A 24,653-nucleotide genomic window follows, 5' to 3' on the forward strand; every position below is an offset into this window, starting at 1 on the left:
TCCTCGCCGTGATGCCCACTCGCTGTCGCCTCACTGGAGCGCTCCTTCGATCAGCACGACGTCGACGTCGGCGCCGGCGGGCAGTTCGGTGACGTCCTCGGGGACGACGACCAGGCAGTTGGCCCGGGCGAGGTGGGCGACCAGGTGCGAGCCCGGACCACCGACCTGGGAGACCTCGCCGCCTCCGTACCGGCCGCGCAGGAACTGGCGACGGCCGGGCGGCGAACGCAGCGGCCCGGTGAGGCGGGCCGGCACGTGCAGCCGGTCGGGTGCGGAGTGGCCCAGCGCCCGCCGCAGCGCCGGGCGCACGAAGACCTCGAAGGAGACGAACGCGCTGACCGGGTTGCCGGGCAGCGTCACCACCGGGACGCCGTCCACCGTGCCCGCTCCCTGCGGGCCGCCGGGCTGCATCGCGACCTTGGCGAACTCGACGGTGCCCAGCCCGCGGAACGCGTCCTTCACCACCTCGTAGGCGCCGGCGCTGACACCGCCGCTGGTGATCAGCAGGTCGGCGCTCGCGAGCTCGGCCCGGACGGTCGCCAGGAACTGGTCGACGTCGTCGGGGACGAAGTGCAGCCGGCGGGCTTCCCCGCCGGCGTCCTCGACGGCGGCCACGAGCAGCTGGGAGTTCGACTCGTAGATCTGCCCGGGCTGCAGCGGCTGCCCGGGCGCGACGAGCTCGCTGCCGGTGGAGAGCACGAGCACGCGGGGCCGGCGCCGGACCGGCAGCGTCGTCACCCCGACGGCGGCGGCGAGCCCCAGCTGGGCAGCACCGAGCGGGTCGCCCGCGCGCAGCGCCAGGCCGCCGGCGGCGATGTCCTCGCCGGCCATGCGGAAGTGGCTCCGGATCGGGGGTGCGTCGCGGATCTCGACGAGGTCCGTGCCACCGTCGGTCAGCTCCACCGGGACGACGACGTCGGCGCCGGGGGGCAGGGGCGCCCCGGTCATGATCCGGTGAGCGGTGCCGGGCGCCAGCGGGACGACGTCGGTGCGGCCGGCCGGGATGTCCTCGGCGACGGGCAACCGGACGGGCGCCTGCGCCGCCGAGGCGATCTCGGCCCACCGGGCGGCGTAGCCGTCCATCGCGGAGTTGTCGAAGCCGGGCAGGGACACCTCGGCCGCCACGTCCCGTGCCAGCACCCGCCCGTGTGCCGCCGCCAGCGGGACGGCCTCCTCGGTCAGCGACGGCAGCAGCCCGTTGACCACTGCCTGGTGTTCCTCGACCGTGCGCACGGGCCCATCCTGTCCGATCGGCCGGACACGGGCCCGGAACGGCTCCGGATAGGGTCCCGGCTGGAACGGGCGAGGCGGAGGTGGCGATGGGCGAGATCGACCGGATGCTCCGGGCGAACGAGGACTGGTCGCGTCGGTTCCCGGGCAGCAAGCCGGTGCGGCCGGCGCGACGGGTGGCCGTCGTCGCCTGTATGGACTCCCGGATGCCACTGTTCGGGATGCTGGGGCTCGAGGTCGGGGACGCCCACGTCATCCGCAACGCCGGCGGCGTCATCACCGAGGACACCATCCGCTCCCTCACGATCTCCCAGCACGTCCTGGGCACCCGCGAGATCCTCCTGGTGCACCACACGCAGTGCGGGCTCCAGGCAACCGACGACGTCTCGTTCGCCGACCTGGTCGAGCAGGCGACGGGACGGCGTCCTCCGTGGGCGGCCCGTGCGTTCACCGACGTCGACGCCGACGTCCGGGAGTCGATCCGGCTCATCCGGGACTGCCCGTACCTCGTCTCCCGCGAGGTGCGCGGCACCGTCTACGACGTCGAGACCGGGCATCTCCGCGAGATAGAGGACCCTGCTGCCCCCCACCACTCGCAGGCTCGCGGCGAGCCCCTGCAGCAGGGCCAGGAGTCGGGCACTTAGCTCACGCTGGTATCGTGGTCGGCTGGCGCGTGAGCCGGCTGGTGCCGCGCGTGCTGCAACGTCTCCCGTGCTCGGTGGGGCGATCCAACCAGCCTTCCCGACGACGACGGAGGACACGAGCGCCGTGCGCACGTACTCACCCAAGCCCGGCGAGATCGCGCGGGCCTGGCACGTCATCGACGCCACCGACGTGGTGCTCGGTCGACTCGCCAGCCAGACCGCGATCCTGCTGCGCGGCAAGCACAAGCCCCAGTACGCCCCGCACCTCGACGTCGGCGACTTCGTCGTCATCGTCAACGCGGGCAAGGTGGCCCTGACCGGTTCCAAGCGCGACGACAAGGTCGCCTACCGGCACTCCGGGCACCCGGGTGGTCTCAAGACCATCAACGTGGGCGACCAGCTGCGCACGCACCCCGACCGCGTCGTCGAGCGCGCGATCAAGGGGATGCTGCCGCACAACACCCTCGGCCGGCAGATGCTCTCCAAGCTCAAGGTCTACGCAGGCCCGGAGCACCCCCACGCTGCGCAGCAGCCCCAGACCTTCGAGATCAAGCAGGTGGCCCAGTGACCAGCGCCGTGACCGACGCCGACGGGCGTCCCATCCAGACCGTCGGCCGCCGCAAGGAGGCCATCGTCCGCGTGCGGCTGCTGCCGGGCACCGGCCAGTTCAAGCTCAACGGCCGCACGCTCGAGGAGTACTTCCCGAACAAGGTGCACCAGCAGCTCATCCGTGAGCCGTTCGTGACCCTCGAGAAGGCCGAGCAGTACGACGTGGTCGGCCTGCTCAAGGGTGGCGGCGTCACCGGTCAGGCCGGCGCCCTGCGCCTGGCCATCGCCCGGGCGCTCATCGAGATCGAGATCGACGACCGTCCTGCCCTCAAGAAGGCCGGCTTCCTCACCCGTGATGCCCGGGTGAAGGAGCGCAAGAAGTACGGCCTGAAGAAGGCCCGCAAGGCGCCCCAGTACTCCAAGCGCTGACCGGGCGTCCGTTGGGTCGACTGTTCGGGACCGACGGCGTCCGGGGTCGGGCCAACTCCGACCTCACGCCGGAACTGGCCCTCGCGGTGGCGCGTGCCGCTGCCAGTGTGCTGTCCGACCGCGACGGGACCTCGCGTCCCGTCGCGGTCGTCGGCCGTGACCCCCGCGCCAGCGGCGAGATGCTGGAGGCAGCCGTCGTGGCCGGGCTGGCCAGCGCGGGTGCCGAGGTGCTCCTGGCCGGCGTGCTGCCCACGCCGGCGCTCGCCCACCTCACCGGGTCCACCGGCGCCGACCTCGGCGTGATGATCTCGGCCAGCCACAACCCGATGCCCGACAACGGCATCAAGCTCTTCAGCCGCGGCGGCCACAAGCTGCCCGACGCGGTCGAGGCGGCGATCGAGCGCAGCGTCGCCGGCGGCACGTCCGACGACCACCGGCCGACGGGCGCCGCGATCGGCCGCGTCCGTGCACTGCCCGACGCGGCCGAGGACTACGCCCGCCACGTCCTCTCCACCGTCGACCGGTCGCTCGAGGGGTTGACGCTCGTCGTCGACTGCGCCCACGGTGCGGCCGCCGCGACCGCCCCCGACGTCTACCGGCGGGCCGGCGCCACGGTGCACGCCATCGGCTGCGAGCCCGACGGCTGGAACATCAACGACGGCATCGGCTCGACCCACCTGGGTCCGCTGATCGACGCCGTCCGGACGCACGGCGCCGACCTGGGTATCGCCCACGACGGGGACGCCGACCGCTGCCTGGCCGTCACCGCGGACGGCGACGTGGTCGACGGGGATGCGATCCTCGCAGTCTGCGCCATGGCCCTCCACGAACGCGGCGCCCTCAAGGACGACACCGTCGTCGCGACGGTGATGAGCAATCTCGGCTTCCACCACACGATGCGCGACGCCGGCATCGCCGTGCACACCACGGCCGTCGGCGACCGCTACGTGCTCGAGGCCCTCAAGGCCCACGACCTCAGCCTGGGCGGCGAGCAGAGCGGTCACCTCGTGTTCCTGGAGCACGCCACGACGGGCGACGGGCTGCTGACCGGTCTCGCCCTCATGGCGCGGATGAGTTCGACCGGCGCCTCCCTGGCGGAGCTCGCCGGGGTCGTGCAGAAGCTCCCGCAGATCCTGATCAACGTCCCGGTGACCGACCGGATCGCCGTGGCGGAGAGCGACGCGGTGGCCGAGGCGGTCAACGCCGTCGAGGCCGAGCTCGGCGACGACGGGCGGGTGCTGCTGCGCCCCTCGGGCACCGAGCAGCTCGTGCGCGTCATGGTCGAGGCGCCCACGCAGGAGCAGGCCGACGAGGTCGCCCACCGGCTGGCAGGGATCGTCGCCTCGGTCGGCTGAGCGGTCGCCCTCGGTACCCTCGGTGGCATGTGCGGCATCGTGGGTTACGTCGGTCCTCAGGACGCCCGGGACGTGGTCCTGGAGGGCCTGCGCCGGCTCGAGTACCGGGGCTACGACTCCGCGGGGATCGCCGTCGTCGCTGACGGCACGCTCTCGTCGGCGAAGAAGGCCGGAAAGCTGGCCAACCTGGAGAAGGTGCTGGCCGACACCCCGCTCCCGCCGGCCACGCTCGGCATCGGGCACACGCGGTGGGCCACGCACGGCGGCCCCACCGACCGCAACGCCCACCCGCACCTGTCTGCGGACGGCTCCGTCGCCGTGATCCACAACGGGATCATCGAGAACTTCGCGGCCCTGCGCGCCGAGTGCGAGCGCAACGGGGTCGAGTTCCGCTCCGAGACCGACACCGAGGTCGCCGCCCACCTGCTCGCGGCCGCGTACGCCGACGCGGCGGAGGGCCCCGGCCGCCTCGCCGAGGCCATGCGCGTGATCTGCGGTCGCCTGGAGGGCGCGTTCACCCTCGTGGCGGCGTCCGCGTCCGAGCCCGACACGCTCGTAGCCGCTCGCCGTAGCAGTCCGCTCGTGGTCGGGGTCGGCGACGGCGAGTACTTCCTCGGATCCGACGTCGCCGCCTTCATCGCGCACACCCGCGAGGCCCGCGAGCTCGGTCAGGACCAGGTCGTGGAGATCGACCGCACCCGCGGGCTGACGGTCACCGACTTCGCCGGCAACGAGGTGGAACCGACGGCCTACACGGTCGACTGGGACGCCGCCGCCGCCGAGAAGGGCGGCTACGACTGGTTCATGCTCAAGGAGATCGCCGAGCAGCCCCAGGCGATCGCCGACACGCTCCTCGGCCGGCTGGGCCGGCACGGCGAGCTGGTCCTGGACGAGGTCCGCCTGTCCGACCAGGAGCTCCGCGACATCGACAAGATCTTCGTGGTCGCCTGCGGCACCGCCTTCCACGCCGGGATGATCGCCAAGTACGCGATCGAGCACTGGACGCGCATCCCGGTCGAGGTGGAGCTCGCCAGCGAGTTCCGCTACCGCGACCCGGTGCTGGACCGCTCCACGCTGGTCGTCGTCATCAGCCAGTCCGGCGAGACCATGGACACGCTCATGGCGCTGCGGCACGCCAGGGAGCAGAAGGCCCGCGTGCTGGCCATCTGCAACGCCAACGGCTCGACGATCCCGCGCGAGTCCGACGCCGTCCTCTACACGCACGCCGGCCCGGAGGTGGCGGTCGCCTCCACCAAGGGCTTCCTCACCCAGGTCGTCGCCTGCTACCTGGTCGGCCTCTTCCTGGCCCAGGTGCGCGGCATGAAGTACGAGGACGAGGTGTCGGCGATCGTCGCCGACCTGCGCCGGCTCCCCGAGGCCGTGGCCCAGGTGCTGACCGGCATGGAACCGGTCCGCGAGCTGGCCCGCTCCCTCGCCGACGCCAACACCATCCTGTTCCTCGGCCGCCACGTCGGCTTCCCCGTGGCGCTGGAGGGTGCGCTGAAGCTCAAGGAGCTGGCGTACATCCACGCCGAGGGCTTCGCCGCCGGCGAGCTCAAGCACGGACCGATCGCGGTCATCGACCAGGGGACGCCGGTCGTCGTGGTCGTCCCGTCGCCGCGCAGCCGGGAGTCGGTGCACGGCAAGGTCGTGTCCAACATCCAGGAGGTGCGGGCCCGCGGGGCGCTCACCATCGTCATCGCCGAGGAGGGTGACGACGAGGTGCTGCCCTACGCCGACCACGTCATCCGAGTGCCCCGCACGCCGACCCTGCTCGCCCCCGTGGTCACGACGGTGCCCCTCCAGGTGCTGGCCTGCGAGATCGCCGACACCCGCGGTCTGGACGTCGACCAGCCGCGGAACCTGGCGAAGTCGGTCACCGTCGAGTGACCCGCCTGATGATCAGGTGACCTGATCATCAGTGGTCCTGGCTCACGATCGACGGTGAGCCAGGACCCCACAGGCTGAGCCAGGACGGCGGACGGCGGAGCCGCACGGCAGACTGACCGCGTGATCATCGGGGTCGGGATCGACGTCGTACCGGTCGAGCGGTTCGCCGAGTCGCTGCTGCGCACCCCCGGCCTGCGCGACCGCCTCTTCACCGCGGCCGAGCAGCTGACCCCCAGCGGCAACCCGCGCACCGGTGAGTCCCTGGCCGCCCGCTTCGCCGCGAAGGAGGCCCTGGCGAAGGCCCTCGGTGCCCCTGGCGACCTCCTCTGGCACGACGCCGAGGTGCTGGTCGGCGAGCACGGCCGCCCGCACCTGCACGTGCGCGGGACGGTGGCCGGCCGTGCCGCCCAGCTCGGCGTCTCCACCTGGCACGTCTCGCTCAGCCACGACGGTGGCATCGCGTCGGCCATGGTGGTGGCCGAGGGCTTCCCCCGCGCGGGCGAGCTGTGAGGGGCCTGTTCACCGCGGCCGAGATCCGCGCCGCCGAGGAGCCGGTGCTGTCCTCCACCCCCGAGGGCGCCCTCATGCAGCGGGCGGCGACCGGGCTCGCGACGGTCTGCCTGCGCCTCCTCGGCCGGGTGTACGGCCGCCGGGTCACCCTGCTCGTCGGCACCGGCAACAACGGCGGCGACGCGCTGTTCGCCGGCGCACAGCTGGCCGGGCGCGGTGCGCGAGTCGTCGCCGTCCTGCTCGACCCGGCACGGGTGCACACCGCCGGACTGGCCGCCGTCCGCCGCGCCGGCGGGCGGGTGGTGGACGCCGGATCGCCCGACACCGGCCTCGACCGGGCCGACCTCGTGATCGACGGGATGCTGGGCATCGGCGGACGGGGCGGGCTCCGGCCCGACGCCGCGGCGCTCGCCCAGGCGGCGGGCCAGGGACCCGGCGTGACGGTCGCCGTCGACGTCCCGAGCGGCGTCGACGCCGACACCGGTGCGGTCCAGGAGACCGCCTTCCCGGCCGTCCACACGGTCACGTTCGGCGCGGTCAAGGTCGGCCTCGTCGTGGGGAAGGGCCGCGGCCACGCCGGCCAGGTGCACCTGGTCGACATCGGCCTCGACGCCTACCTCCCGCGTCCGGCGGCGTTCCAGCTCTCCGACTCCGACGTCGCGGCCCGGCTGCCCGTCCCGGGGGCGGACGACGACAAGTACTCCCAGGGCGTCGTCGGGATCGTGGCCGGATCGGCGACCTACCCGGGTGCCGCCGTCCTCTGCACCGGCGCAGCGCTCCGCACCCGGCCGGGGCTGGTCCGGTACGCCGGCACCGCGGCCGACGGCGTGCGGGCCGCCTGGCCGGAGGCCATCGTGACCGACGGCCGCCCCGTGGACGCCGGACGGGTGCAGGCCTGGGTCGTCGGTCCCGGCACGGGTACGGACGACGCCGCGCGGAGCGTGCTCGCCGAGGTGCTGGCCACCGACCTGCCCGTCCTCGTGGACGCCGACGGGCTCACCCTGCTGGCCGACGACCCCTCGCCGGTCCGCGGGCGCACGGCCCCGACCCTGCTGACGCCGCACGACCGCGAGTTCGCGCGGTTCGGCTCGGACGTGGGCACCGACCGGGTGGCCGCCGCCCGCGACCTGGCTGCCCGACTCGGCTGCGCCGTGCTGCTGAAGGGCGAGGCCACCGTCGTCGCCGACCTGGACGGCACGGCGTTCATCAACGCGACCGGGACGCCGTGGCTGGCCACCGCCGGGACCGGCGACGTGCTGGCCGGGATCGCCGGCGCCCTGCTGGCCGCGGGACTGCCGGCAGCCGAGGCGGGTGCGGCCGCCGCCCACGTGCACGGGCGGGCCGCACAGCTCGCCGCCGAGTACGGGCCGCTCCTCGCCGGCGACCTCGTGCGACGGCTGCCGGCCGCCGTCGGCCGGGTGCGCGGTGTTCCGGCTCGCCGACTGGGAGACTCGGAGGCGTGACGAACTCTGCCCCCCGCGCCGAGGTGGTGGTCGACCTCGACGCGATCGCCGCCAACACCGCGGTGCTCCGTGAACGGGTCGGGCGCCCGCTGATGGCCGTGGTCAAGGCCGACGGCTACGGGCACGGACTGGTGCCGGCCGCCCGTGCCGTGCTGGCCGGCGGGGCGGACGCCCTCGGGGTCGCGGTCCTCGAGGAGGCCCTCGCGTTGCGGGCGGCGGGCGTCACCGCGCCGCTGCTCGCGTGGCTGCACGGCCCGGGCACCGACTACGCCGCCGCGCTCGCCGCCGACGTCGAGCTGTCGGTCAACGCGGAGTGGGCCCTCGAGGAGGTGGTCGCCGCCGCGCGGGCGACCGGTCGCCCGGCCCGGCTGCACCTGTTCGTCGACACGGGCCTGTCCCGCGAGGGCGCCACGCCGGCCGACTGGCCCGGCGTGGTGGCCGCGGCCGCCCGCGCGCAGGCCGACGGCGACCTCGCCGTGGTCGGCCTGTGGAGCCACATGGCCTACGCCGACGCCCCGACCCACCCCACGATCGCCGCGCAGGTCTCCGTCTTCGAGGAGGCCGTGGCACTGGCCCGCCGGGCCGGGCTGACCGAGGCCCGACGGCACCTGGCCAACTCCGCAGCCACCGTCGCGCTGCCGGACACCTGGTACGACATGGTCCGTCCGGGCATCGCCCTCTACGGCCTGGACCCGCTCGGCGGCGTTCCCGCCGAGGTCGGCGTCTCCTACGGCCACACGTACTTCCCCGAGTCCGAGACCACGCTGGCGCTCGTGCCCGTGGGCTACGCGGACGGCGTGCCGCGGGCCGGCGGCAACCGGGCCCCCGTGCTCGCCGGTGGCGCCCAGCGCACCATCGCCGGACGGGTCTGCATGGACCAGTTCGTGCTCGACGTGGGCGACGCCGTCGTCCGGCCCGGGGACGAGGTCGTCCTGTGGGGTCCAGGGGACGACGGGGAGCCCACGGCGCAGCAGTGGGCCGACGCCCTCGACACCATCCACTACGAGCTGGTCACGCGGGTCGGCGGCCGCTTCACGCGCCGCTACGTCGGCTCGGCAGGGGCGGTCTGATGGCGCGCAGCGAGCACCCCCGCGCCCGGACCGCCGGCATCATCGGCGGGCTGGTCGGCCTGGTGGCCGCCGGGACGGCGGTGGGCGTCGGCGTCAGCCGGGCCGCGCGCCGCCGCGTGCGCGCGGCCGAGCTCGGCCCCGCTGCCGACCTGCCACGGATGACCGAGGCCGAGCTGCGCGAGGACGACCCGCTCGGCGCCGCGTCGCGGGCCCCGGACCGCACGGCGCTCGTCCAGGCCGACGACGGGGTCCTGCTCGCCGTCGAGGAGATCGGTCCGCGCGACGCACCGCTGACCGTCGTCTTCGTCCACGGGTACACGCTCTCGATGGCCTCGTGGACCTTCCAGCGGCGCAGCCTCGCGGCCACCCTGGCCACCGCCAACGGCCACCGGCCCGACGCCCGGCTCGTCTTCTACGACCAGCGCGGGCACGGCGCATCCGGGCGCGGTGCCCCGGAGCGGTCCACCATCGAGCAGCTCGCGAAGGACCTGGCCGCCGTTCTGGAAGCCCGTGTACCGCGCGGGCCGGTCGTCCTCGCGGGCCACTCCATGGGCGGGATGACGATCATGGGGCTGGCGTCGCTGGCGCCCGAGCTGTTCGGCACGCGCATCAGCGCGGTCGCGCTCGTCTCGACGTCCAGCGGTCAGCTCGCGGACCTGAACTTCGGTCTCCCGGAGCTGCTCACGCGCGTGCGGGCGGCGGTCTTCCCGGTCGCGGCCTGGACGATGCGCCGCCGTCCGGCCTTCGCCGAGCGCACCCGGCGGGTCATGGCCGACCTCGTCTCGGCGGTCACGCGGTCGCTGTCGTTCGCCTCCGCCGACGTCGACCCCGCGCTCGTGAACTACGTCGACGCGATGATCGCCGGCACCCCCGTCGACGTGATCGCCGAGTTCTACCCGGCCCTCGCCGGCCTGGACGAGACCGGTTCGCTGGTGCCGCTGCGCCGCATCCCGACACTGGTGATGACCGGCGACAAGGACAAGATGATCCCGATGGCGCACAGCGAGCTGATCCTCGAGCAGCTCGGCGGGGTGGAGAACGGGCTGACCGAGTTCATGGTCGTCCCGGACGCCGGGCACCTCGTGCTGCTGGAGAAGCCGGCCGAGGTGTGCGAGGCCATCACGGGCCTGCTGCGCCGGGTGGCGGCCGAGTCACCCGCAGGGGCGCCCGGGCACTGACCCCTGTCAGCCCGCGCCGGAGGACCCGTCGAAGAACACCCACACACCGGCGGTCGCCGCCGTTCCCCCGGTGCGGTAGGCGGCCAGGTGCGGATCGCTGTGGTCGATGTCCCGCGACCGCCGGCGTGCGGGGGGCGGGGCGAGGGTCGTCTGCGGGCGCTCGAAGATCGCGGCGCGGCGTGCCGGGTCAGCCATCGCGTCGATACCGGACACCGCGACCAGCAGGGACCCGGTCGGGTCGTGCGCCGGATCGGCCGCCCGGGCGGCGACCACGACCGCCAGCGCGCCGTTGCCGCGCCGGGTCCGCATGAGGGGTCGTCCGCCCGTGCGCGCGGCGCGGGGCCACGGGACGCGGTGGAGGAGGCCCGCGTCGACGAGGCGCCGTCCGAGCTCCTGCAGCCGGTCGTCGTCCTTCAGCCGCCACCGGATCGTGTCGACGGACCGGTGCCCGTGCGTCCCGACGGCATCGAGCACCGCGGCCTCCACGGGATGGCGACGGCTCGGGTCCGCCACGGCGAGCTCGCCGGGCGAGTGGACGCGGAGGCGCCCGTCCCCGACCAGGTCGACCAGCGCGGTGTCGACCACCCGGGCTGCCCCGCCGGCGAGGAAGGCAATGTCGTAGAGGTCCAGCTGTGAGCCGTCCGGGGTCGTCATGACCGTCCGCCCTCCTGGCTCGGGAGCGCATCCAGGGACATGTCGACGGTCCCACTCCTGGGTGGGCAGGGGAAGTCCCGCACCGGTCTCGTTAGGGTGCGGGGGTGGCCGTCGTCCGTCCGCCCCGGTTCGACGCGCCCGCCGACGAGGTGGCCCGGATCGCGGCCGCCGCCCCCGACTGGGCAGCCCTGGCCGCCGTCAACCGACCCTGCGTCGCGTGCCCCGAGCTGGCCGCGACCCGGCAGCACGTCGTGGTGGGCGACGTCCCGGTGGGCCCACCCCGGTTCGCACTCGTGGGCGAGGCACCGGGCGCGCAGGAGGACGAGACCGGCCGGCCCTTCGTCGGGCGTTCCGGCGCGCTGCTCGACCAGCTCCTCGCCGAGGCCGGGCTCGACCGCGCACAGGCCGCCGTCCTCAACGTCGTGAAGTGCCGGCCGCCGGGCAACCGGACGCCGAAGGCCACGGAGGTGGCCCGCTGCAGCGGGTGGCTGCGCCGCCAGCTCCAGCTGCTCGATCCCCCCGTCGTCGTGGCCCTCGGGCTCTCCGCCGCCAAGTGGTTCCTCGGCCCGCGCACCGTCCTCACCCAGGTGCGCGGACGGCCGCACCAGCTCGACGGGCGGGCGGTCTGGGCGACCTACCACCCGTCGGCCGCCATCCGGTTCGGCCCCAACGGCGCGCCCCGCGCGGGACTGCTGGCCGACCTCACGGCCGTCGCCGGGGTGCTCGCATGAGGCCCGACCACGTGCTCCCGACGCCGGAGGACACCCACGCGCTGGGCCGCGAGCTGGCCGGCGTGCTGCGGCCCGGCGACCTCGTCGTCCTGGTCGGGCCGCTGGGGGCGGGGAAGACGGCGCTCACCCAGGGGATCGGGGCCGGCCTCGGCGTCCGCGAGCCGGTGACCTCCCCGACCTTCGTCATCGCGCGGGTGCACCGCGACGGGCGGGTGCCGCTGGTGCACGTCGACGCCTACCGGCTGGGGGGCATGGCCGACGTCGACGACCTCGACCTCGACGCCTCCACGGGGGAGTCGGTGACCGTCGTCGAGTGGGGACAGGGTCTCGTGGAGCACCTGGCCGACGAGCACCTGGAGGTGCGCCTGGACCGCGGGGACGACGACGTCCGGACCGCCCGGCTGGTCCCGCACGGTCCCGGGTGGGCGGAGCGGATAGCCGGATGACGCCCCGTGTCGAGCTGGTCGAGCTGGACCCGGCGACCCTGCGGGCCCTGGCGACCGCCGATGCGGTGTCGGCCGCCCGCACCGCGCCCGTGCCGCTGAGCCCGTGGCTGGTGGGTGCTGAGTGCCGGGGCCTGTGGCGGATGCGCGCTGCCCAGGTGGCGGCCGACCCGGCCGCGTCGACATGGGTGACCCGGGTCGTGTGGGATCCCGACCGCCGGCTCGCGGTCGGACGGGCCGGTTTCCACGGCCCGCCGGACGACGCCGGCATGGTCGAGGTGGGCTACGCGACCGACCCGTCCTTCCAGCGGCAGGGCTATGCCCGGGCCGCGCTGCGGGCGCTGCTGGACCGGGCCGCGGTCGAACCGGCCGTGACGACGGTGCGCGCCTCGGTGAGCCCTGGGAACGTCGTGTCCCGCGACCTCGTCCTCGCGCACGGCTTCGTGGAGGTGGGGCAGCAGGAGGACGAGGAGGACGGCCACGAGATCGTCTACGAACGGCCCGTCGGTGCCTCCCCGGTGGCACGCGCCTAGGCTGATCCGTCGTGCTCGTCCTCGCTCTCGACACCGCGACGCCGACGCTCGTCGCCGGGGTGGGGCGCTGGTCCGACGGGCAGGGCATCGAGGTCCTCGCCGAGCGCTCGGTCCCCTCGGGCAACCGGCACGCCGAGCTGCTGACCCCGGCGATCCGGAACGCCCTCGCCGATGCCGGGTTGCGGATGGGCGATCTGGAGGCGGTCGTGACCGGGCTGGGCCCGGGTCCGTTCACCGGCCTGCGGGTAGGCGTCGTCACCGCTGCCGCCCTCGCCGATGCGCGGGGGCTGCCCGTCGTCGGGGTCTGCTCGCTGGACGCGGTCGGGTCCGGGGCCCGCACCGTGGTCACGGACGCCCGGCGCAAGGAGATCTACTGGGCCGCGTACGGCGCCGACGGCACCCGCACCGATGGGCCGGCCGTCGTCCGCCCGGAGGAGTCGGCGCTGCCCGGGCCGTTCGTCGGCGACCCGGCCTTCGGCGACCGCCTCGGGGCACCGGTCACCCCGGCCGACGTCACGACGGCGGGGCTGCTGCGGGCGGCGTCGTCGCAACTGGCCGACCCGTCGTCCGCCGGCGCCCTTCTGCCGCTCTACCTCCGCCGTCCGGACGCCACCCCGCCGACCGCCATCAAGGCGGTGACCCCGGCATGACCGTGCGGCTGCGCCCGATGACGGCCGAGGACCTGCCCGCCGTCATGGTGCTGGAGGAGGAGCTCTTCGCCCCCGACACCTGGACCGAGGCGATGTACCGAGACGAGCTCTCCCGGGCCGACACCCGGCACTACGTCGTCGCCGAGTTCCACCTCGAGGGCGACGACGACGACGAGGGGCCCGAACCCGGCGCGCCCGTGCTCGTCGGCTATGGCGGCCTCATCGCCTACGACGACGAGGCGCACATCGCCACCCTCGGCGTCACCAAGGCCCTGCAGGGGGAGGGCATCGGATCGCTGCTGCTCGACGACCTGCTCGCCGAGGCGGACAGGCGCAGCCCGGTGGTGCTGCTCGAAGTGCGGGCGGACAACGACGCCGCGCAGCAGCTCTACCTCCGGCGCGGGTTCGTCGAGATCGGCCGGCGCCGTGGCTACTACCAGCCCAGCGGCGCCGACGCCGTCGTCATGAAGCGCAAGCGGGTGCGGGCCCTGAGCCGGACGGGAGGCGGACGTGGCTGACCGGGCGGGAGAGGAGGCCCTGGTGCTCGGGTTCGAGACCTCCTGCGACGAGACCGGCGTCGGGCTCGTCCGCGGGCACACGCTGCTCGCCGACGCCCTGGCGACGTCCATGGCGGAGCACGAGCGGTTCGGCGGCGTCGTCCCCGAGATCGCCTCCCGGGCGCACCTCGAGGCCATGGTCCCGACCGTGCACCGCGCCCTCGCCGACGCCGGAGCGACGATCGACGACGTCGACGCGGTCGCCGTGACATCCGGACCGGGGTTGACCGGGGCGCTGCTGGTGGGGGTTGCCGCGGCCAAGGCGTACGCCCTCGCGCTCGGCAAGCCGCTGTACGGGGTCAACCACCTGGCTGCGCACGTGGCCGTCGACGAACTGCAGCACGGGCCGCTGGCCGAGCCGTCGATCGCGCTCCTGGTGTCCGGCGGGCACAGCTCGCTGCTGCTCGTCCCCGACCTGGCGCGCGAGGTCGAGTCGCTCGGGCGCACGGTCGACGACGCCGCGGGCGAGGCCTTCGACAAGGTGGCACGCGTGCTGGGTCTGCCGTTCCCGGGCGGTCCGCCGATCGACCGCGCCGCCCGCGAGGGCGACCCGGCCGCCATTTCCTTCCCACGCGGGCTCACCGGCCCGCGGGACGCGCCCTACGACTTCTCGTTCTCCGGCCTGAAGACGGCGGTCGCCCGCTGGATCGAGGCCCGGGAGCGGGCGGGGGAGCCGGTGCCGGTCGCCGACGTGGCGGCCTCGTTCCAGGAGGCGGTGGCCGACGTCCTGACCGCCAAGGCCGTGCGGGCCTGCCGCGACCACGGCGTCGACCACCTGGTGCTCGGCGGCGGGGTCGCGGCCAACTCCCGGCTGCGTGCGCTGGCCGAGGAGCGCTGTTCGGCGGCCGGGATCGTCCTGCGCGTGCCCAGCCCGAAGCTGTGCACCGACAACGGGGCGATGGTCGCCGCCCTCGGCTCGCGGCTCGTCGCCGCCGGCGTGGCGCCCTCGGCCCCCGACCTGGGCGCCGACAGCTCGCTGCCGATCGAGACGGTCAGCCGCTGATTCAGCGCCGCCGGCCCACCACGAGCGAGACCAGCAGCAGCTTGACCAGCCAGTCGCCGGCGTGGATGGCGGCCTGCTGCCAGGGCACCTGCTCGTGGACCACCGAGCCCGTCAGCAGGACGACCGGGAAGGCGCCCCACAGGCCTGCGCCCAGCCGGACCGCGTCGCCGGGTCCCTCGGTCCCGCTGCGGCGTGCGAGGACGGCGACCGCGGCGGCGACGGCGCCGCTGCGGGCCAGTTCCACTGGCAGCACCCAGGCGGGCGGCGCGGCGTCACCCGCGTAGGCCTCGTCCAGCCGGGCGAGCCGGTTCCCCCACGCGGCGTACCACGCGGCGCTGGCGGCCACCGACGCGGCCGATGCCAGCCCGACCCTGCCGAGATCCACGTCCGTGCCCATGCGCTCCTCCTCAGCCCGCTTCGTCGCAGTCCTGACCGCCGCCGGCCGGCCGATTCATCGGTCGCTGAGCGCGTCGCAGACGAGGACGGTGGGGGCTCCGGCCACCCGGGTGACCACGACGACGGCGGACCCGCTCCCGGGGCCTCTCAGCTGTCTGGCGAGCGCTTCCGGTTCGATGGGTGAACCCCGCCTCTTGACCACGACGCGCCCGACGCCCCTGGCCCGGAGCAGCGCCTTCAGCTTCTTGAGGTTGAACGGCAGCACCTCGGCGACGCGGTAGGAGCTGACCCATGGGGAGTCCGCGCGCTCGTCGGAGGAGAGGTAGGCGATCGTCGGGTCGATCAGCGTGGCGTCGAAATCGGCGGCGACGGTCGCGATCAGGCCCGAGCGGATGACCGCCGGATCCGGCTCGTGCAGCCAGCCGCGCACCGGGCCGACCGGGGCGAGGCCGGGATCGTCGTCCGCGGTGAGCTCGAGGGCGGTGCCGTCGCGGACGAGGGTGGCGCGTCGCCACGTCTCCGAGACGCCGGCACCCCACAGGATCGCCTCAACGATCGAGCCGCCCACCGACACCCACTCCGCCTCGATGCCGGCGGGCACGCGGTCGTGGTCCAGACCGGGGGCCACCTTCACCACCGACGTCGGCACGCGTTCCAGCAGCGCCGTCACAGTCGTCCAAGGCGGGGACCACGCGTCCGGGTCCAGCTGCCGGCGGCCGCCCGCCCGCCGCGCCGGGTCCAGGACGGCGGCCCCGCAGCCCGCCACCGCGCCGTCCTCCGCGGCGGCCACGAGCTCGACGGCGTCCGCAGCGGCCACCTGCACGCGGTCGGCGAGGCCGAGCGCCTCGACGTTCGCCGCCGTCAGCGCCCGGGCGACCGGATCCCGGTCGACGGCGAGGACGACGGCACCGGCCCGGGCCAGTGCGACGGTGTCCGTGCCCGAGGCGCAGCCGAGGTCGGCGACCGACGAGACGCCGCCCCTCAGCAGCCGCGCGGCCCGGCGGGCGGCCAGCTCGGGGCGGCCCGCCTGCTCGAGGGTCTCGGCGGTGAAGAACAGGACGTCGGCGTCGGCACCGAAGACCGGTCGGGCACGCGCGCGCAGCCGGGCCAGCTCCCACGCCGGCCCCGCGTGGTCGGGACCCACCTCCGCGCGCAGCCGGTCGAGACCGGGCAGCAGGTCCACGCCCTCGGCCATCAGCCGGCCGGCGTGCCGCACAGCCGCCGTCCCCTCCGGGCCCCCGAGCCAGCTGAGCTGGGCGAGCACGTCCCCGGGCACGGGAACAGCCTCGTCCACGCCCGGATGCGTCCTGCGGGGGACCCGGTTGAGCGGCTGGCACTCTCATGGGTAGAGTGCCAATCGACACGGGTTGGCGCCCGACCCCCGCGACGGCGGGTGCCCGGGCCCGTGCCACAGCATCAGAATCATCCACCAGCCGTCCGACACCGAAGGGGGCGTCACCGACGTGACGACCGCTACCAAGGTCAACATCAAGCCGCTGGAGGACCGGGTCGTGGTCCAGGCCAACGAGGCCGAGACCACCACCGCCTCCGGTCTGGTCATCCCGGACACCGCCAAGGAGAAGCCGCAGGAGGGCACGGTCATCGCCGTGGGCCCCGGGCGCATCGACGACAACGGCAACCGCGTTCCGCTCGACGTGAACGTCGGCGACGTCGTCATCTACTCCAAGTACGGCGGCACCGAGGTCAAGTACGGCGGCGAGGAGTACCTCGTCCTCTCCGCCCGCGACCTGCTCGCCGTCGTGGAGAAGTGACCACCGCGTCGCGCTAGCACCACCGCACCCTCCGACCGCCCCGGGCGACCCGATCTCGGGTCCCGGGGCGGTCGTCTTTTCCCCGCACCACTGATCGAGAGGTCCGGCATGGCCAAGATCATCAAGTTCAACGAGGACGCCCGGCGCTCCCTCGAGCGCGGCGTCGACAAGCTGGCCGACGCGGTCAAGGTGACGCTCGGCCCGCGCGGGCGCAACGTCGTCATCGACAAGAAGTTCGGCGCCCCGACCATCACCAACGACGGCGTGACCATCGCCCGGGAGATCGACCTCGACGACCCGTACGAGAACCTCGGCGCCCAGCTGGCCAAGAACGTCGCCACCAAGACCAACGACGTCGCCGGGGACGGCACCACGACCGCCACCGTGCTGGCCCAGGCGCTGGTGCACGAGGGCATGCGCAACGTCGCCGCGGGGGCCAACCCGATGGCGCTGGGCCGCGGCATGCGCGCCGCGGTCGAGGCCGTGCAGGAGGCCCTCGACAAGGCCGCCACCCCCGTCAGCGAGCGGTCCGCGATCGCCGAGGTCGCGACCATCTCCGCGCAGGACACCGAGGTCGGCGACCTGATCGGCGAGGCCTTCGAGCGCGTGGGCAAGGACGGTGTCATCACCGTCGAGGAGAGCAACACCATGTCCACCGAGCTCGACGTCACCGAGGGCGTCCAGTTCGACAAGGGCTTCCTCTCGCCGTACTTCGTCACCGACCCTGAGGCGATGGAGGCCGTCCTCGACGACGCCCTCGTGCTCCTCGTCAGCGGCAAGGTCGGCGCCCTGGCCGACCTCCTGCCGCTGCTGGAGAAGGTGCTGTCGACCGGCGGCCGTCCGCTGCTGATCGTGGCGGAGGACGTCGAGGGCGAGGCGCTGTCCACCCTCGTCGTCAACTCCATCCGCAAGACCATCAAGGTCGTCGCGGTGAAGTCGCCGTACTTCGGCGACCGCCGCAAGGCGTTCATGGCCGACCTCGCCGTCGTCACCGGCGGCCAGGTCGTCAGCGAGGACGTCGGCCTGTCCCTCAGCACCGTCGGCCTCGAGGTGCTCGGCACCGCCCGGCGGGTCACCGTCGACAAGGAGACGACCACCATCGTCGACGGCGGCGGCACCTCCGAGGCCATCGGCGACCGCGTCGCGCAGATCAAGCGTGAGATCGAGGCGACCGACTCCGACTGGGACCGCGAGAAGCTGCAGGAGCGGCTGGCCAAGCTGGCCGGCGGCATCGGCGTCATCCGCGTCGGCGCGGCCACCGAGGTCGAGCTCAAGGAGCGCAAGCACCGCATCGAGGACGCCATCTCGGCCACCCGCGCCGCGGTGGAGGAGGGCGTGATCCCCGGCGGCGGCTCCGCGCTGGTGCACACCGCCTCGGCGATCGACGCGCTCGACCTCTCCGGTGACGAGCTCACCGGCGCCCGGGCCGTCCGCTCGGCGCTCGACGCCCCGCTCGCGCGGATCGCGGAGAACGCCGGCTTCGAGGGTCGCGTCGTCGTCAGCAAGGTGCGCGACCTGGGTGACGGGCAGGGCTTCAACGCCCAGACCGGTGAGTTCGGCGACCTCGCGGCGCAGGGCGTCATCGACCCGGTCAAGGTCACCAAGGCCGCGCTGGGCAACGCCGCCTCCATCGCCGCGATGGTCCTCACCACGGACTCCGCGGTCGTGGAGAAGCCCGCCGAGGAGGAGCACGACCACGGCAACGGGCACCACACGCACGGCCACTCGCACGGCGGGCACGGCCACAGCCACTGAGCGCCGCCCCTGACGATCAGGTGACCTGATCGTCAGGGGTCCTGGCTCACTGTCGACGGTGAGCCGGGACCCCAGGTCCTGAGCCAGGACGCACGAACGCCGAAAGAGGGCGGGTCCGGAGAAATCCGGACCCGCCCTCTTTCGGCGTGTGTTGGGGGGAGCGCTACACCCCTGCGGCGACGGCGGCGGGCTCCGCGGCGATCAGCCGGGCCCGCTCCTCCTCGCTCATGCCGCCCCAGACCCCGTAGGGCTCGCGGACCGACAGCGCGTGCTTGAGGCAGGCGTCGAGGACGGGGCAGCGGGCGCACACGGCCTTGGCCGCGGTCTGCCGCCGAGCACGGGCCGGGCCCCGCTCGCCGTCCGGGTGGAAGAAGAGGGACGTGTTCTCGCCACGGCATGCACCGTGGAGCTGCCAGTCCCAGACCTCGGCGACCGGCGTCGGGAGCCTGCGAATGTCGGCCATGTCTCCTCCAGGGCTCGGGTGAGCCGGAGGGGGGCTGTCCGGCTGCAAAGGGGCCGGTGCCCTTGCCCTTGCACGGTCAAACACGTCGTCAGGGCAACTTTTTGCTCCGAGTTGCGAAATCGCGCTCCTCACCCCCGGGGGTGAGGAGGGGTGTTGTCGCCCGATCGTGTCTCTCATGGTGGAACGAGGTCGTGTCGTTTCCGGGAGGGGGAGAAACCCGGAGGAGGGCTTCGACCAGCGCAGAGGTGGGGGTTCCCCGGCCGGGGAGCCCCCGCCCGAGCGCTACCGGCGGGGTGTTCCCCGCCCGGTTCGGACTCGGCGGCTGTGCGCGCCGGGGGGAGCGAGGAGCAGGCCCTTGATCGACGACAGGATGCGCGGGCCCGGCAACGGTGCCACCACCGTCTGGGTGTACGACGAGCGCCGACGGGTCCGGGACGACGTCGCCTCCAGGCTGGTCGCCCTGCCCTTCGTCGGCCGCGTCGAGGTGGTCGGTGACGCCGCGTCGCTGATGTCCCGGCTGGCCACGCGTTCGCCCGACGTCCTCATCGTCGGGACCCAGCGTGCGGTCGACACGGGACTGAGCGCCGCGACCCAGGCGCTGCGCGCCTACCCGGGTCTGCCGGTGCTCGTGCTCGGTGCCCCGGACGACGCGGAGAGCGTCCGCGCCGCCGTCGCCTTCGGTGCCCGCGGCTACCTCCGCTGGGACGCCAGCCCCATCGAGATGGGCCTCGGCCTCTCCCGCGTGGGGCTGCGCGCCGACGGCGGCCGCATCCCGCAGCAGGTCGGTGCGCCCAACGGCGTCCCGGCGTGGAGCGGTGCCGCCCCGCTGGCCGGCTCGGCGCCGACGACGGTCCGGTCGACCGTGCGCGAGGTGGCTCCTCAGGTGGCCCTCTCGATGCGCGAGATGCAGGTGCTGACCGGCATGAGCCAGGGCAAGAGCAACGCCCAGATCGGCCGCGAGCTCTACCTCTCCGAGGACACCATCAAGACCCACGCGCGCCGGCTGTTCCGCAAGCTCGGCGCCAAGGACCGCGCCGAGGCCGTCGCCCTCGGCTTCCGCCGCGGGATCATGAACTGATGTAGAGCACCGAGGTGCGCAGAAGGGCGGTCATCCCAGCCGGGATGACCGCCCTTCTGCGTAATGCGGGTGCTCGGGGCTCAGTCCTCGCGGGCGTGGCGCCCCGTCGGCTCGTCGCGCTCGGCCATCGCCGCGACGGCGTCGGCATACCCGCTGGCGTAGTCCCAGCTGACGTACTCCTCGGGGTCGGGGTCGAACGGCGGCTCGTGCCGGCCGGTCTGGCCCTCGTCGAGCAGCTGCCGGAGGTTGGCCTGCATCAGCGCCCAGTCGACGTGGTGCTCCTCGTCGCAGTCCGGGCAGTCGACGACGATCCCCTTGATGCCCGTCGGCTCCAGCAGCGTGCGGAACACCTCGAGCTCGGCCAGGTCGTCGAGGACGCCGGCGCGCTCCTCCATCGTCAGCGGGGGAGGGCCCGCGGCATCGCCCGTCCCGAAGTCGGGTCCGGAGGCGTCGTCGAACGGAGTCACGCCTCCACGGTAACGGCCCGACAGGCATCACACCGCGCCTCGAGCGCCGCCGCCTACGATCGGGTCGGTCGTCCCGTGCCCGGCGAGGGGTGCCGACCGATCTCCCGAAGGGTGGCCGCGCACATGCAGCCCGACTCCGTCCCCGAGCTGCCGGCGAAGTTCGCCCCGCTCGGCCTCACCTACGACGACGTCCTGCTGATCCCCGGGGCCTCCGACATCGTGCCCACGGAGGTCGACACCGGCACCCGGCTCACCCGGCGGATCCGGCTGGCCGTGCCGCTCGTGTCCAGCGCCATGGACACGGTGACCGAGGCCCGCATGGCCATCGCCATGGCCCGCGTCGGCGGGGTCGGCATCCTGCACCGCAACCTCTCCGCGGAGGAGCAGGCCGGTCACGCCGACCTCGTCAAGCGCTCCGAGGCCGGCATGGTCACCAACCCGGTCACCTGCTCCCCGGACAACACCCTCGCCGAGGTCGACGCGCTGTCGGCCCGCTACCGCATCTCCGGCGCCCCCGTCGTCGACGGCGACGGCGTCCTGGTGGGCATGGTGACCAACCGCGACATGCGGTTCGAGACCGACCAGAACCGGCTCGTGCGCGACGTCATGACGCCGATGCCCCTGGTGACCGCTCCGGTCGGCGTCGACCCCGACCACGCCCTCGAGCTGCTGAAGAAGCACAAGATCGAGAAGCTGCCGCTGGTCGACCCCGCCGGGCGCCTCCGCGGCCTGATCACCGTGAAGGACTTCGTCAAGCGCGACCAGTTCCCCGACGCCACCAAGGACGCCGACGGCCGGCTCGTCGTCGGTGCCGCGCTCGGTGTCGGCGAGGACGCCTACAAGCGCGCCGGACTGCTCGTGGACGCCGGTGTGGACGTGCTCGTCGTCGACACCGCACACGGTCACCAGCGCGCGGTGCTCGACATGGTCGCCCGCGTGAAGAAGGACTTCGGTGGGGAGGACGGCGTCGAGGTCGTGGGGGGCAACATCGCCACGCGCGCCGGCGCGCAGGCACTCATCGACGCCGGGGTGGACGCGGTGAAGGTCGGCGTCGGGCCCGGTTCCATCTGCACGACGCGCGTCGTGGCCGGGGTCGGCGTCCCCCAGGTCAGCGCCATCTACGAGGCGTGGCTCGCGGCCGGCCCGGCCGGCGTGCCGGTCATCGCCGACGGCGGCCTGCAGTACTCCGGCGACATCGCCAAGGCGCTGGTGGCCGGCGCCGACACGGTCATGATCGGCGGCCTGTTCGCCGGGGTCGAGGAGGCCCCGGGCGAGCTCGTCTTCATGAACGGCAAGCAGTACAAGACCTACCGCGGCATGGGCTCGCTGGGGGCGATGCAGAAGCGCGGCAACCAGTCGTTCAGCCGCGACCGGTACTTCGCCGACGACGTCCTCTCCGACGACAAGCTCGTGCCCGAAGGCATCGAGGGCCAGGTGCCCTACCGGGGCGCGCTGTCCGGCGTCGCGCACCAGCTCGTCGGCGGTCTGCGGGCCTCCATGGGCTACGCCGGTGCGGCCACCGTCGCCGACCTGAAGGAGCGCGGACAGCTGACCCGCATCACGTCGGCCGGGCTGGTGGAGAGCCACCCCCATGACATCCAGATGACCGTCGAAGCCCCGAACTACCGCGGCCGGTGAACCACGTGAGTGCACGAGACACGGCTGAGATCGGCCTCAACCGCTTCGCCCGGCGGGGGTACGACCTGGACGAGGTGTCGATCGTGCCGTCCCGGCGCACGCGGGACGTCGACGACGTCTCGACCGCCTGGCAGATCGACGCGTTCCGCTTCGACATCCCGCTCATCACCAGCCCGTCGGACGCCGTGGTGAGCCCGGCGACGGCGGTCTCGGTGGGCAACGCCGGCGGGCTCGGCGTCCTCAATGCCGAAGGCCTCTGGACCCGGTACGAGGACCCCGAACCGGTCTACCGCAAGCTGCGGGACGCCGCGGGCGCCGACGCCCCGCCGGTGTCCCTGCTGCAACAGGTCTACTGCGAGCCCGTGAAGCCCGAGCTGATCACCGCGCGCATCAAGGAGATGCAGGCGGCCGGCGTCACGACGGCGGTGCGTGTCTCGCCGCAGCACACCGAGCAGCTCGCGCCCACGGCGCTGTCGGCGGGCGTCGACCTCCTGGTCATCCAGGGCACGATCGTCTCCGCCGAGCACGTCACGACCCAGGGCGACGCCCTCAACCTCAAGCAGTTCATCGCCGACCTCGACGTCCCGGTCATCGTCGGCGGGGCGGCCAACTACACGACGGCGCTGCACCTGATGCGCACCGGCGCGGCCGGCGTCATCGTCGGTGTGGGCGCCGACAGCTTCTCCACCGGCGACGCGGTCATGGGCATCCGCGTGCCGCTGGCCAGTGCCATCGCCGACGCCGCGGCCGCCCGCCGTGACTACCTCGACGAGACCGGCGGCCGGTACGTCCACGTCATCGCCAACGGCCGGATCGAGACCAGCGGCGCCATCGCCCGGGCACTGGCCTGCGGGGCGGACGCCGTCCAGCTCGGTGAGCCCCTGCGGATCGCGTCCGAGGTGCCCGGTGGCGGCATCTGGTGGGACTCGGTGGCTGCCCACCCGCGGCTGCCGCGCGGCGGGACGTCGGCCCCGGTGCCGCCGGTCGGTTCCCTGGAGCAGGTCCTGCTCGGTCCCGCCGAGACCGCCGACGGGCGCACGAACCTGTTCGGTGCCCTGGCCCGGACGATGGCCAAGACCGGCTACCGCGACCTCAAGGAGTTCCAGCGGGTGGATCTGGTGATCGGCGGTCGGGGCGACTGATGGACTTCCCGACCGTCCTCGTCGTCGACTTCGGGGCCCAGTACGCGCAGCTGATCGCCCGGCGCATCCGGGAGGCGGGGGTCTACTCGGAGATCGTTCCGAGCGACGTCCCGGCCGAGGAGATCGTGGCCCGCAAGCCGGCCGCGATCGTGCTGTCCGGCGGGCCGTCGAGCGTCTACGCCCCCGGCGCCCCGCAGGTCGACCCGACGCTCTTCGAGGCCGGCGTCCCGGCCTTCGGCATCTGCTACGGGTTCCAGGCGATGGCGCAGAGCCTCGGGGGCACGGTCGCCCACACCGGCGACCGCGAGTACGGCGGCACCCCCCTGACGCTCACGACCGCCGGCCGGCTGTTCGGCTCGCTCCCGAACGAGCAGAACGTCTGGATGAGCCACGGGGACGCCGTCAGCGAGGCGCCGCCCGGGTTCACCGTCACCGCGACGTCGACCGGTGCGCCGGTCGCCGCGTTCGAGGACGTCGACCGCAAGCTCGCCGGCGTCCAGTTCCACCCCGAGGTCCGGCACACCGCGCACGGGCAGACGGTCCTGGAGCACTTCCTGTTCGACATCGCCGGGCTCGAGCCGACCTGGACGATGGCCAACGTCGTCGAGGAGCAGGTCGAGCGGATCCGCGCGCAGGTCGGCGACGGGCGGGCGCTGTGCGCGCTGTCCGGCGGGGTCGACTCCGCCGTCGCCGCGGCGCTGGTGCAGCGGGCGATCGGTGACCGGCTCACCTGCGTCTACGTCGACCACGGCCTCATGCGCCAGGGCGAGACCGAGCAGATCGAGCGCGACTTCGTCGCCGTCACCGGGGTGGACCTGCGGGTCGTCGACGCCCGCGAGCAGTTCCTCGGCGCGCTGGCGGGGGTCTCCGACCCCGAGGAGAAGCGGAAGATCATCGGCCGCGAGTTCATCCGGGTCTTCGAACAGGCCGCGCTCGACGTCGTCGGCGACGCCAAGGAGCACGGCGACACCGTCGACTTCCTCGTGCAGGGCACGCTCTACCCGGACGTCGTCGAGTCCGGCGGCGGCACCGGGACGGCGAACATCAAGAGCC

Annotated in this window: 27 protein-coding genes; 21 read left to right on the top strand and 6 right to left on the bottom strand. The window is 74.0% G+C overall.

The genetic code is table 11. The features are described from left to right. Positions 1-30: 30 nt before the first annotated feature. Entirely contained in the window at positions 31-1,233 is a 1,203-nt protein-coding gene (glp, locus tag E4P40_RS06225) for a gephyrin-like molybdotransferase Glp (RefSeq protein ID WP_135158017.1), read from the bottom strand. 86 nt (positions 1,234-1,319) lie between these two features. Here glp and E4P40_RS06230 point away from each other — a divergent pair, with 86 nt between their 5' ends. The 9 genes from E4P40_RS06230 to E4P40_RS06270 all read left to right on the top strand — a co-directional run bounded on the left by E4P40_RS06230 (position 1,320) and on the right by E4P40_RS06270 (position 10,318). Further along, complete coding sequence (locus tag E4P40_RS06230) at positions 1,320-1,874, top strand: carbonic anhydrase (RefSeq protein WP_135158018.1); 555 nt, start codon at positions 1,320-1,322, stop codon at positions 1,872-1,874. A 124-nt stretch (positions 1,875-1,998) separates the two neighbouring features. Then, a complete protein-coding gene (gene rplM, locus E4P40_RS06235) occupies positions 1,999-2,442 on the top strand; it encodes a 50S ribosomal protein L13 (RefSeq protein ID WP_135158019.1) in 444 nt (147 codons plus the stop codon). Then, positions 2,439-2,852: a 30S ribosomal protein S9 gene (gene rpsI, locus E4P40_RS06240; protein WP_135158020.1), complete on the top strand. Its 414-nt coding sequence runs from the start codon at positions 2,439-2,441 to the stop codon at positions 2,850-2,852. The genes rplM and rpsI overlap by 4 nt, the downstream gene beginning before the upstream one ends. 11 nt (positions 2,853-2,863) lie before the next feature. Beyond that, positions 2,864-4,207 carry a phosphoglucosamine mutase gene (gene glmM, locus E4P40_RS06245; protein ID WP_135158021.1) on the top strand — a complete coding sequence of 448 codons (1,344 nt, stop codon included), beginning with the start codon at positions 2,864-2,866 and terminating at the stop codon, positions 4,205-4,207. A gap of 27 nt (positions 4,208-4,234) precedes the next feature. Next, on the top strand, positions 4,235-6,097 hold the full coding sequence (glmS, locus tag E4P40_RS06250; protein ID WP_135158022.1) for a glutamine--fructose-6-phosphate transaminase (isomerizing): 1,863 nt from the start codon (positions 4,235-4,237) through the stop codon (positions 6,095-6,097). A gap of 120 nt (positions 6,098-6,217) precedes the next feature. After that, positions 6,218-6,607: a holo-ACP synthase gene (locus E4P40_RS06255; protein ID WP_135158023.1), complete on the top strand. Its 390-nt coding sequence runs from the start codon at positions 6,218-6,220 to the stop codon at positions 6,605-6,607. Next, on the top strand, positions 6,604-8,070 hold the full coding sequence (locus E4P40_RS06260; RefSeq protein ID WP_209305207.1) for an NAD(P)H-hydrate dehydratase: 1,467 nt from the start codon (positions 6,604-6,606) through the stop codon (positions 8,068-8,070). Before E4P40_RS06255 ends, E4P40_RS06260 begins: the two co-directional genes overlap by 4 nt. Next, positions 8,067-9,140: an alanine racemase gene (locus E4P40_RS06265; protein ID WP_135158024.1), complete on the top strand. Its 1,074-nt coding sequence runs from the start codon at positions 8,067-8,069 to the stop codon at positions 9,138-9,140. The genes E4P40_RS06260 and E4P40_RS06265 overlap by 4 nt, the downstream gene beginning before the upstream one ends. After that, positions 9,140-10,318, top strand: a complete 1,179-nt coding sequence (locus E4P40_RS06270; RefSeq protein WP_135158025.1) for an alpha/beta hydrolase — start codon at positions 9,140-9,142, stop codon at positions 10,316-10,318. The genes E4P40_RS06265 and E4P40_RS06270 overlap by 1 nt, the downstream gene beginning before the upstream one ends. A 6-nt stretch (positions 10,319-10,324) precedes the next feature. Here the strand turns inward: E4P40_RS06270 and E4P40_RS06275 are convergent, their stop codons facing one another. After that, positions 10,325-10,972 carry a TIGR04222 domain-containing membrane protein gene (locus E4P40_RS06275; protein ID WP_135158026.1) on the bottom strand — a complete coding sequence of 216 codons (648 nt, stop codon included), beginning with the start codon at positions 10,970-10,972 and terminating at the stop codon, positions 10,325-10,327. Positions 10,973-11,076: 104 nt separating this feature from the next. Here E4P40_RS06275 and E4P40_RS06280 point away from each other — a divergent pair, with 104 nt between their 5' ends. Genes E4P40_RS06280 through tsaD form a run of 6 tightly spaced genes read left to right on the top strand, consistent with a single transcriptional unit; the run spans position 11,077 to position 14,889 of the window. Next, entirely contained in the window at positions 11,077-11,703 is a 627-nt protein-coding gene (locus tag E4P40_RS06280) for a uracil-DNA glycosylase (RefSeq protein WP_135158027.1), read from the top strand. After that, complete coding sequence (gene tsaE, locus E4P40_RS06285) at positions 11,700-12,149, top strand: tRNA (adenosine(37)-N6)-threonylcarbamoyltransferase complex ATPase subunit type 1 TsaE (protein WP_135158028.1); 450 nt, start codon at positions 11,700-11,702, stop codon at positions 12,147-12,149. Before E4P40_RS06280 ends, tsaE begins: the two co-directional genes overlap by 4 nt. Beyond that, a complete protein-coding gene (locus E4P40_RS06290) occupies positions 12,146-12,679 on the top strand; it encodes a GNAT family protein (RefSeq protein WP_135158029.1) in 534 nt (177 codons plus the stop codon). The genes tsaE and E4P40_RS06290 overlap by 4 nt, the downstream gene beginning before the upstream one ends. An 11-nt stretch (positions 12,680-12,690) precedes the next feature. Further along, a complete protein-coding gene (gene tsaB, locus E4P40_RS06295) occupies positions 12,691-13,329 on the top strand; it encodes a tRNA (adenosine(37)-N6)-threonylcarbamoyltransferase complex dimerization subunit type 1 TsaB (RefSeq protein WP_135158030.1) in 639 nt (212 codons plus the stop codon). Further along, the gene (locus E4P40_RS06300; protein WP_135158031.1) at positions 13,326-13,847 is read left to right on the top strand and encodes a GNAT family N-acetyltransferase; all 522 of its coding nucleotides are present in this window, start codon (positions 13,326-13,328) and stop codon (positions 13,845-13,847) included. Before tsaB ends, E4P40_RS06300 begins: the two co-directional genes overlap by 4 nt. Next, a complete protein-coding gene (gene tsaD / locus E4P40_RS06305) occupies positions 13,840-14,889 on the top strand; it encodes a tRNA (adenosine(37)-N6)-threonylcarbamoyltransferase complex transferase subunit TsaD (RefSeq protein ID WP_135158032.1) in 1,050 nt (349 codons plus the stop codon). Before E4P40_RS06300 ends, tsaD begins: the two co-directional genes overlap by 8 nt. 1 nt (position 14,890) lies before the next feature. On the opposite strand, the gene E4P40_RS06310 is transcribed toward tsaD, so the two are convergent. Beyond that, entirely contained in the window at positions 14,891-15,286 is a 396-nt protein-coding gene (locus E4P40_RS06310) for a DUF1761 domain-containing protein (protein ID WP_135158033.1), read from the bottom strand. Positions 15,287-15,340: 54 nt separating this feature from the next. Then, positions 15,341-16,579, bottom strand: a complete 1,239-nt coding sequence (locus E4P40_RS06315) for a class I SAM-dependent methyltransferase (RefSeq protein ID WP_245160166.1) — start codon at positions 16,577-16,579, stop codon at positions 15,341-15,343. A 169-nt stretch (positions 16,580-16,748) separates the two neighbouring features. On the opposite strand from E4P40_RS06315, the gene groES reads away from it, so the two are divergent. Together groES and groL are read left to right on the top strand one after the other, a co-directional pair. Then, positions 16,749-17,057 carry a co-chaperone GroES gene (gene groES, locus E4P40_RS06320; RefSeq protein WP_135158034.1) on the top strand — a complete coding sequence of 103 codons (309 nt, stop codon included), beginning with the start codon at positions 16,749-16,751 and terminating at the stop codon, positions 17,055-17,057. A gap of 108 nt (positions 17,058-17,165) precedes the next feature. Next, positions 17,166-18,812 (top strand): chaperonin GroEL, encoded by a 1,647-nt coding sequence (gene groL / locus E4P40_RS06325; protein ID WP_135158035.1) that lies wholly within the window; start codon positions 17,166-17,168, stop codon positions 18,810-18,812. Between the two features lie 163 nt (positions 18,813-18,975). On the opposite strand, the gene E4P40_RS06330 is transcribed toward groL, so the two are convergent. Continuing rightward, entirely contained in the window at positions 18,976-19,275 is a 300-nt protein-coding gene (locus E4P40_RS06330; RefSeq protein ID WP_089337042.1) for a WhiB family transcriptional regulator, read from the bottom strand. A 370-nt stretch (positions 19,276-19,645) separates the two neighbouring features. Here E4P40_RS06330 and E4P40_RS06335 point away from each other — a divergent pair, with 370 nt between their 5' ends. Next, positions 19,646-20,353 carry a response regulator transcription factor gene (locus E4P40_RS06335; protein WP_167762128.1) on the top strand — a complete coding sequence of 236 codons (708 nt, stop codon included), beginning with the start codon at positions 19,646-19,648 and terminating at the stop codon, positions 20,351-20,353. Between the two features lie 80 nt (positions 20,354-20,433). Here E4P40_RS06335 and E4P40_RS06340 read toward each other — a convergent pair whose 3' ends face one another. Continuing rightward, complete coding sequence (locus E4P40_RS06340; RefSeq protein ID WP_135158037.1) at positions 20,434-20,820, bottom strand: DUF5319 family protein; 387 nt, start codon at positions 20,818-20,820, stop codon at positions 20,434-20,436. A gap of 123 nt (positions 20,821-20,943) precedes the next feature. Here E4P40_RS06340 and guaB point away from each other — a divergent pair, with 123 nt between their 5' ends. From guaB to guaA, 3 genes are all read left to right on the top strand, one after another. Then, positions 20,944-22,458, top strand: coding sequence for an IMP dehydrogenase (guaB, locus tag E4P40_RS06345; protein ID WP_135158038.1), 1,515 nt, complete (start codon positions 20,944-20,946; stop codon positions 22,456-22,458). Positions 22,459-22,463: 5 nt separating this feature from the next. After that, positions 22,464-23,600: a GuaB3 family IMP dehydrogenase-related protein gene (locus E4P40_RS06350; RefSeq protein ID WP_135158039.1), complete on the top strand. Its 1,137-nt coding sequence runs from the start codon at positions 22,464-22,466 to the stop codon at positions 23,598-23,600. After that, the coding region (gene guaA, locus E4P40_RS06355) for a glutamine-hydrolyzing GMP synthase (protein ID WP_135158040.1) at positions 23,600-24,653 on the top strand (1,054 nt) is incomplete at its 3' end. The genes E4P40_RS06350 and guaA, both read left to right, overlap by 1 nt.

Source organism: Blastococcus sp. CT_GayMR20, assembly GCF_004570345.1.